5 protein-coding genes are annotated in these 5,862 nt (G+C 70.6%); 1 reads left to right on the plus strand and 4 read right to left on the minus strand.

The features are described from left to right. Positions 1-186: 186 nt before the first annotated feature. From ACFV1W_RS39800 to ACFV1W_RS39815, 4 genes are read right to left on the minus strand one after another with little or no spacing between them, the layout of a single operon-like run. The gene (locus tag ACFV1W_RS39800) at positions 187-1,386 is read right to left on the minus strand and encodes an ABC transporter ATP-binding protein (RefSeq protein WP_380422377.1); all 1,200 of its coding nucleotides are present in this window, start codon (positions 1,384-1,386) and stop codon (positions 187-189) included. Between the two features lie 34 nt (positions 1,387-1,420). Next, positions 1,421-2,254 (minus strand): carbohydrate ABC transporter permease, encoded by an 834-nt coding sequence (locus ACFV1W_RS39805; protein WP_380422378.1) that lies wholly within the window; start codon positions 2,252-2,254, stop codon positions 1,421-1,423. Next, the gene (locus ACFV1W_RS39810) at positions 2,251-3,183 is read right to left on the minus strand and encodes a carbohydrate ABC transporter permease (RefSeq protein ID WP_380422380.1); all 933 of its coding nucleotides are present in this window, start codon (positions 3,181-3,183) and stop codon (positions 2,251-2,253) included. The genes ACFV1W_RS39805 and ACFV1W_RS39810 overlap by 4 nt, the downstream gene beginning before the upstream one ends. After that, on the minus strand, positions 3,180-4,424 hold the full coding sequence (locus tag ACFV1W_RS39815; protein ID WP_380422382.1) for an ABC transporter substrate-binding protein: 1,245 nt from the start codon (positions 4,422-4,424) through the stop codon (positions 3,180-3,182). Before ACFV1W_RS39815 ends, ACFV1W_RS39810 begins: the two co-directional genes overlap by 4 nt. Before the next feature lie 479 nt (positions 4,425-4,903). Between ACFV1W_RS39815 and ACFV1W_RS39820 the strand changes: the two genes are divergently transcribed. Beyond that, a complete protein-coding gene (locus tag ACFV1W_RS39820) occupies positions 4,904-5,530 on the plus strand; it encodes a hypothetical protein (RefSeq protein ID WP_380422383.1) in 627 nt (208 codons plus the stop codon). The last annotated feature ends 332 nt before the right edge of the window (positions 5,531-5,862 follow it).

The following is a 5,862-nucleotide window of genomic DNA, read 5'->3' on the forward strand; positions in this document are numbered from 1 at the left end:
AGGGTGCAAAACGGACAGTACTATCCGGCATCGTGTCTCACATTCCGGTGTGAGGGCACTCACCCCCCAGCCCCCGCCGCCATCACCGACAACGCGACCCCCCGTCACACTGGGTCACCACGCCGGGGGCGGCACTGAGACCGCCGCCACACCACCGGGTCCGCCGTCGGCCGCGCCGCCACCGCGCTACGCGCTACGCGCCGAGCGTTCCGGATGCGTCAGGTTGGCCCCGCTGCGGGGGTCGAAGAGATGGATCCGGGCCGTATCGACCCGCAGCTCCAGCGGGGCGCCCTCGGCGGCGCGGGTGGCGGGGTCGAGCCGCGCCACGACGCGCTGCTCCCGCATGCCGGTGTCGGCCCGGCCCGAGTCAGCGGCGAGTTCCGCGAGTTCCGCGAGCCCCTCCGCCGGCGCGGGGCCGCCCTCCTGCCCGAAGTGGACGTAGACGTCCGAGCCCACGGACTCCCTGACGTCGACGGTGACGGTGACGGTGACCCCGCCGTTGTGCTCGGCCAGCGCGGCGTCCTCGAAGTCCTCGGGGCGGATCCCGACGATCAGCTCGCGCGGGGCGTCCGCGTGTTCCAGGGCGCGCCGGGTGCGGTCTTCCAGCGGCAGCGCGCCCAGCGAGGTGCGCAGCATCTGCTGCTCCAGTGCGGCGCCCAGGAGGTTCATGCCGGGCGAGCCGATGAACCCGGCGACGAAGAGGTTCACCGGCTCGTCGTAGAGACGCTGCGGCGAGCCGACCTGCTGGACGACCCCTGCCCTCATGACGACCACCCGGTCGCCGAGCGTCATCGCCTCGACCTGGTCGTGGGTGACGTACACAGTGGTGGTGCCCAGGCGGCGCTGGAGTGCGGCGATCTGGGTGCGCATCTGGACCCGGAGCTTGGCGTCGAGGTTGGAGAGCGGCTCGTCCATCAGGAAGGCCTTGGGTTCGCGGACGATCGCCCGTCCCATCGCGACCCGCTGGCGCTGCCCGCCGGAGAGATGGGCGGGCTTGCGGTCGAGGTGCTGGGTCAGGTCCAGGATGCGGGCGGCCTCCTCGACCTTGGCGGCGATGGTCGCCTTGTCCGCCTTGGCCAGGCGCAGCGCGAAGCCCATGTTGTCGCGCACGCTCATGTGCGGGTAGAGGGCGTAGCTCTGGAAGACCATCGCGATGTCGCGGTCCTTGGGCGCGCGGTCGTTGACGACCTGCCCGGCGATGCGCAGGGTTCCGGCCGTGATCTCCTCCAGACCGGCGATCATGTTGAGCGTGGTGGACTTGCCGCAGCCGGAGGGGCCCACCAGGATGACGAACTCGCCGTCGGCGATGGTGAGGTTGACGTCGCGCACGGCGAGGGCGCCGTCAGGGTAGCGCTTGGTGATGCCGTCGAGGACGATCTCGGCCACGGTCCGCCTTCCTGGTCCGCCGGGTGGGGCGGTCTCATCCTTTGACTGCGCCGGCGGTGAGGCCGGCGACGATGCGGCGCTGGAACAGCAGTACGAAGATCACGATCGGAATCGTGATGACCACGGCGGCGGCCGCGATCGAGCCGGTCGGCTGCTCGAACTGCGAGCTGCCGGTGAAGAAGGCGATGGCGGCCGGTACCGTCCGGGCGGCGGTCGTGGAGGTCAGCGAGATCGCGAACAGGAAGTCGTTCCAGCAGAAGATGAAGACCAGGATGGCGGTGGTGAGCACGCCCGGCGCCGCCAGCGGTGCGATGACCAGCCGGAACGCCTGCCAGGGCGTCGCGCCGTCGACCCTGGCCGCCTTCTCCAGGTCCCAGGGGATCTCGCGAAAGAACGCCGAGAGCGTGTAGATCGCCAGCGGGAGCGAGAAGGTCATGTACGGGATGATCAGCCCGGCCCAGGTGTCGAAGAGGCCGAGCACCCGTTCGATGTTGAACAGCGGGGAGACCAGCGAGATCGGCGGGAACATCGCGATCAGCAGGGAGATCCCGATCAGCAGCCGTTTGCCGGGGAAGCGCAGCCGGGCGACCGCGTAGGCCGCCATCGTGCCCAGCAGGACGGCGACGGTGGTGGCGATTGCCGCGATCCCGATCGAGTTCACCAGGGCCCGGGTGAACTCCGAGGTCTCGAAGATGCCGCGGTAGTTGGCCCAGGTCCACTTCCGCGGCACGAGGGCGCCGTCGGTGAGGGTGGCCGGGTCCTTGAAGGAGAGCGCCACGATCCACCACACCGGGAACAGCGCGTAGAGGACGACCGCCAGATCGGCGATCGCCCAGCCGCTCAGGGCCCGGGTCCGGCGGGCGCTCATAGACGCTCCGGTTCGGTGCCCGGCGCGGCCGTGCCGAACAGCTTGACGAAGACCACGGCGATAAGCGCCACGCAGACGAAGATCAGGACGGAGATCGCCGAGCCGATGCCGAGGTTGAGCGCGGTGAAGAGGTTGTCGTAGCCGAGGATCGAGACCGAGCCGGTGCCGTTGGAGCCGCCGGTCAGCACGTAGATGTTGTCGAAGATCCGGAAGGCGTCCAGGGTGCGGAAGAGCAGGGCGACCAGGATCGCCGGTTTCATCAGCGGCAGGATCACCAGGCGCAGCCGCTGCCCGGGGGTCGCGCCGTCCACCATCGCCGCCCGGAGGGTCTCCTCGGGCACCAGCGCGAGGCCCGCGAGCAGGAGCAGGGCCATGAACGGGGTGGTCTTCCACACCTCGGCGAGGACGATCAGCCCGATGGCAGGCCACTGCTCCGTCAGTGGGGCGCTGCCCGCGGGCAGCAGGGCGGCCAGGTAGCCGGTGCCCGGTGTCCAGGCGTACTGCCAGGAGTAGGCGGCGACCACGGTCACGATCCCGTACGGCACCAGGACCGCGGTGCGCACGGTGCCGCGGCCGACGACGGCGCGGTGCATCACCAGGGCGAGGGCGAGTCCGAGGGCCAGCTCGACGGCCACCGACACGACGGTGATCAGCACGGTCACGCCGAGCGCCTGCCACCAGACGGGGGAGGCCAGCACCGCGCCGTAGTTGGCGAGTCCGACCCAGTGCGCCTGGTCGGGGAACCGCAGGTCGTAGCGCTGCAACGACAGGTAGAAGGCGTAGCCGATCGGGTAGGCGGTGACCGCGAGCATGACGACGACGGCGGGCGCGCAGAGCAGCAGGCCGAGCCTGCGTTCCTCGCGGGCGCCCCGTGAGGGCCCGACCGGTCTGCGGGGGGCGGCGTCGCGGGTCGGCGTGGGTGGTGTCACGGGATCAGTCCCTTCGAGCCGAGGGCGTCCTGGATCTGCCGGTGGAGGTCGGCCACGTCCTCCTCAGGGCGGATGCCGGCGGGCGGGGAGAGGGTGTGGGAGACGGCGATGGACACGTTCTGGTAGGCGGGGGTCTGCGGCCGGACGCTCGCGGTGTCGAGGGCGGCGAGCACGTCGGCGGCGAAGGGGTAGCTCCGGGTGAGTTCCTCCTCCCGGTACAGGCTGCGCAGCGACGGTGGGAGGCCGCCCTTCAGCGCGTTGGTGAGCTGGTTGTCCCGGCTGCGCAGGCACAGGGTGGCCTCGAAGGCGAGGTCGGCGTGCCGGCTGTAGGCGCCCACCGCGAGGTCGATCCCGCCGATGGTCACGCTGGAGGGGCGCTCGGGCGTCACGGCGGGGTAGGGCGCCCACTTGAAGTGCCGGAACAGTTCGGGCCGGTTGGCTTTCATCGACGGGTAGACGAACGGGTAGTTGAGTTCGAAGGCGGCCGTGCCGGACTCCATGGCGAGCCGGTTCTGGTCCTCCATCTGGTTCGGCAGCGAGGGGTCGGCAGCCGCGGAGGTCGCCAGGTCCCGCATCACCGTGGCGGCCGCGACGGCGGGAGCCCCGAGCGAGGGCGCCTGGGCGTCGGGAGTGAGGATGGCGCCGCCGGCGCTGGCGACCAGGGTGTTGAACCAGACCGTCAGTCCCTCGTACTGGGCGCCTTGGACCTCCACGTAGTGCGGCTTGCCCGCACGAGCCAGCTCCTGCGCCGTGGTGAGCATCTCGGCCCAGGTCCTGGGCGGGGTCAGGACCAGGTCGTCGCGGTACCAGAGCAGTTGGGTGTTGGAGTTGTACGGCGTCGCGTACAGCCGGCCCCGCCAGGTGGCGGTGCGTACCGCCGCGTCGAGCGTGTCGGCGGTGCCCCGGTCACGCAGTTGCCCGGTCCACTCCCGGATCCATCCGGCCTCCGCGAACTCGGCGGGCCAGGTGACGTCCAGACCGAGGATGTCCACGCCGGTGTCGCGGGCGGCCATCCGGCGCACCAGTTGCTGGCGCTGGCCGTCCGCGCCGCGGGGCAGCTTGTTGTAGCGGATGGTGTAGCGCCCGCCGGACTGCTGCCCGCAGCGGTCGGCGGCTTGCTGGAGTGCGCCCGAATCGTCCGGGAAGTTGTACCAGTTCAGCACCACCGGGCCGCCCGGGCCGCCGCTCCCGCAGCCCGCCAGGGTGGACGCGACCACGGCCAGCCCGGCGACGGCATGCACCCACCGTGATCGGAGGCTGGGGACCCTCGGCATCGTTCTCCCGTGGTGCGGCGGACCGGCCCCGCCGACCCTAGCCCGCCGCTCCGGCCACGTCCCCGCGTGCCGCGCCGTCGACCAGCCGGACGGACCAGCCCCGGCGGGTCGGCGAACCGGTGGCCTGAAAGACCCCCATGAACCCTCTTATGCCGTTTCCGGGCGCGAGCGCCAAGACTTTGCCATTACTCGGCAGCTGAATCGGAGTGCCGTGGGTGATGTGATAGGCACCCGTTTGGCGCCGCCTTGACTTCGCACACACGTGACGCAAGCATGGCCATGACCGTCGGGGAGGGCCCGTGACGAAAAATACCGTCCGTCAAATGTCGAGGCGCGGACGGTGGAATCGCTTGACCGCCGTGGCTGCCGTAGCTGTTCTCGGTGGGGGGCTCGCGATCAACGCGTGGATCAACCGGGGCCCGGAAGCGAAGGTCTACGAAGGCCCAGTGGCTGGCTACCCGCTGCTGGTCAGCTCGGACGGCCGGACGCTGACACTCAACATCGGCTGGGGCTGCGAGAAGCAGCCCCAGCTCGTGGCCCGCGAGTCCGCTGGCGCGGTCGAGATCTCCCTGCGGCACACGGTCCCCCCGGGGTTCTGCGACCCTGGCGGCATCGGACAGATCACCACTCATCTGAACGAACCGCTCGGAGCCCGGGCACTGAACGACGCCACCGGCAAGCCCGCCGTCCACTTCGACGAGCGCAACCTCCGCCGGCCCGCGTTCCTGCCGAAGAACTACTACCCCTACCCCGCGGGCGAGATGGTCCACGTGCCCGGCCTGGCCTCCGTGCCGACCGACACCCCCGCCTGGGCCATCGGGTACACGCTGGGCACGGGGCCTGACGTACACGGGCACCTGATCATCAGCCAGACCCTCCGGAACAGCTCGCCGCCGGACGGCCGGGCCGTCACGGTCAAGGGCCACCCCGCAACCGTCACGCACCCGGACTCCAACGGCGATCCCCGTTCGCTGACGTGGTCGGACGGGACCTACACCTTCGTCATCACCACCGGCGCCCCTCCACGGCTCTCGGACGAGGAACTCATCCACGTCGCCGAGAGCCTCAGGTAACTGGTAGCCGCCACGACGACGTCTGGTGGGGCCGTTCACCCCGCCAGCACCGCGGCTTCGCCTGCACTGCTCAGAGCAAGACCCTTCGCGGCGATGTGGGCGTCCGGGGCATGGATGACAGGCATGTCGATCGCGGCGCCCTGCTTCCGGGCCCCGAGTTCCGACCGACGCCTCCGTCCAGCAGTCATCTGAACGTGCCTGAAGCGTGGGTGAGGCCAGAGGGAGCGTTGAGAGGAGTGAGCTTGCTCCGCTTTGACGGACACCGTTGGTGTGGTGGTCAGGCCGCCAGCACGGTCTCGTACTCGGCTGGGCTGCGGTAGCCGAGGCTGCTG

This window comes from Kitasatospora sp. NPDC059648 (assembly GCF_042734825.1).
Taxonomy (GTDB): Bacteria; Actinomycetota; Actinomycetes; order Streptomycetales; family Streptomycetaceae; genus Kitasatospora.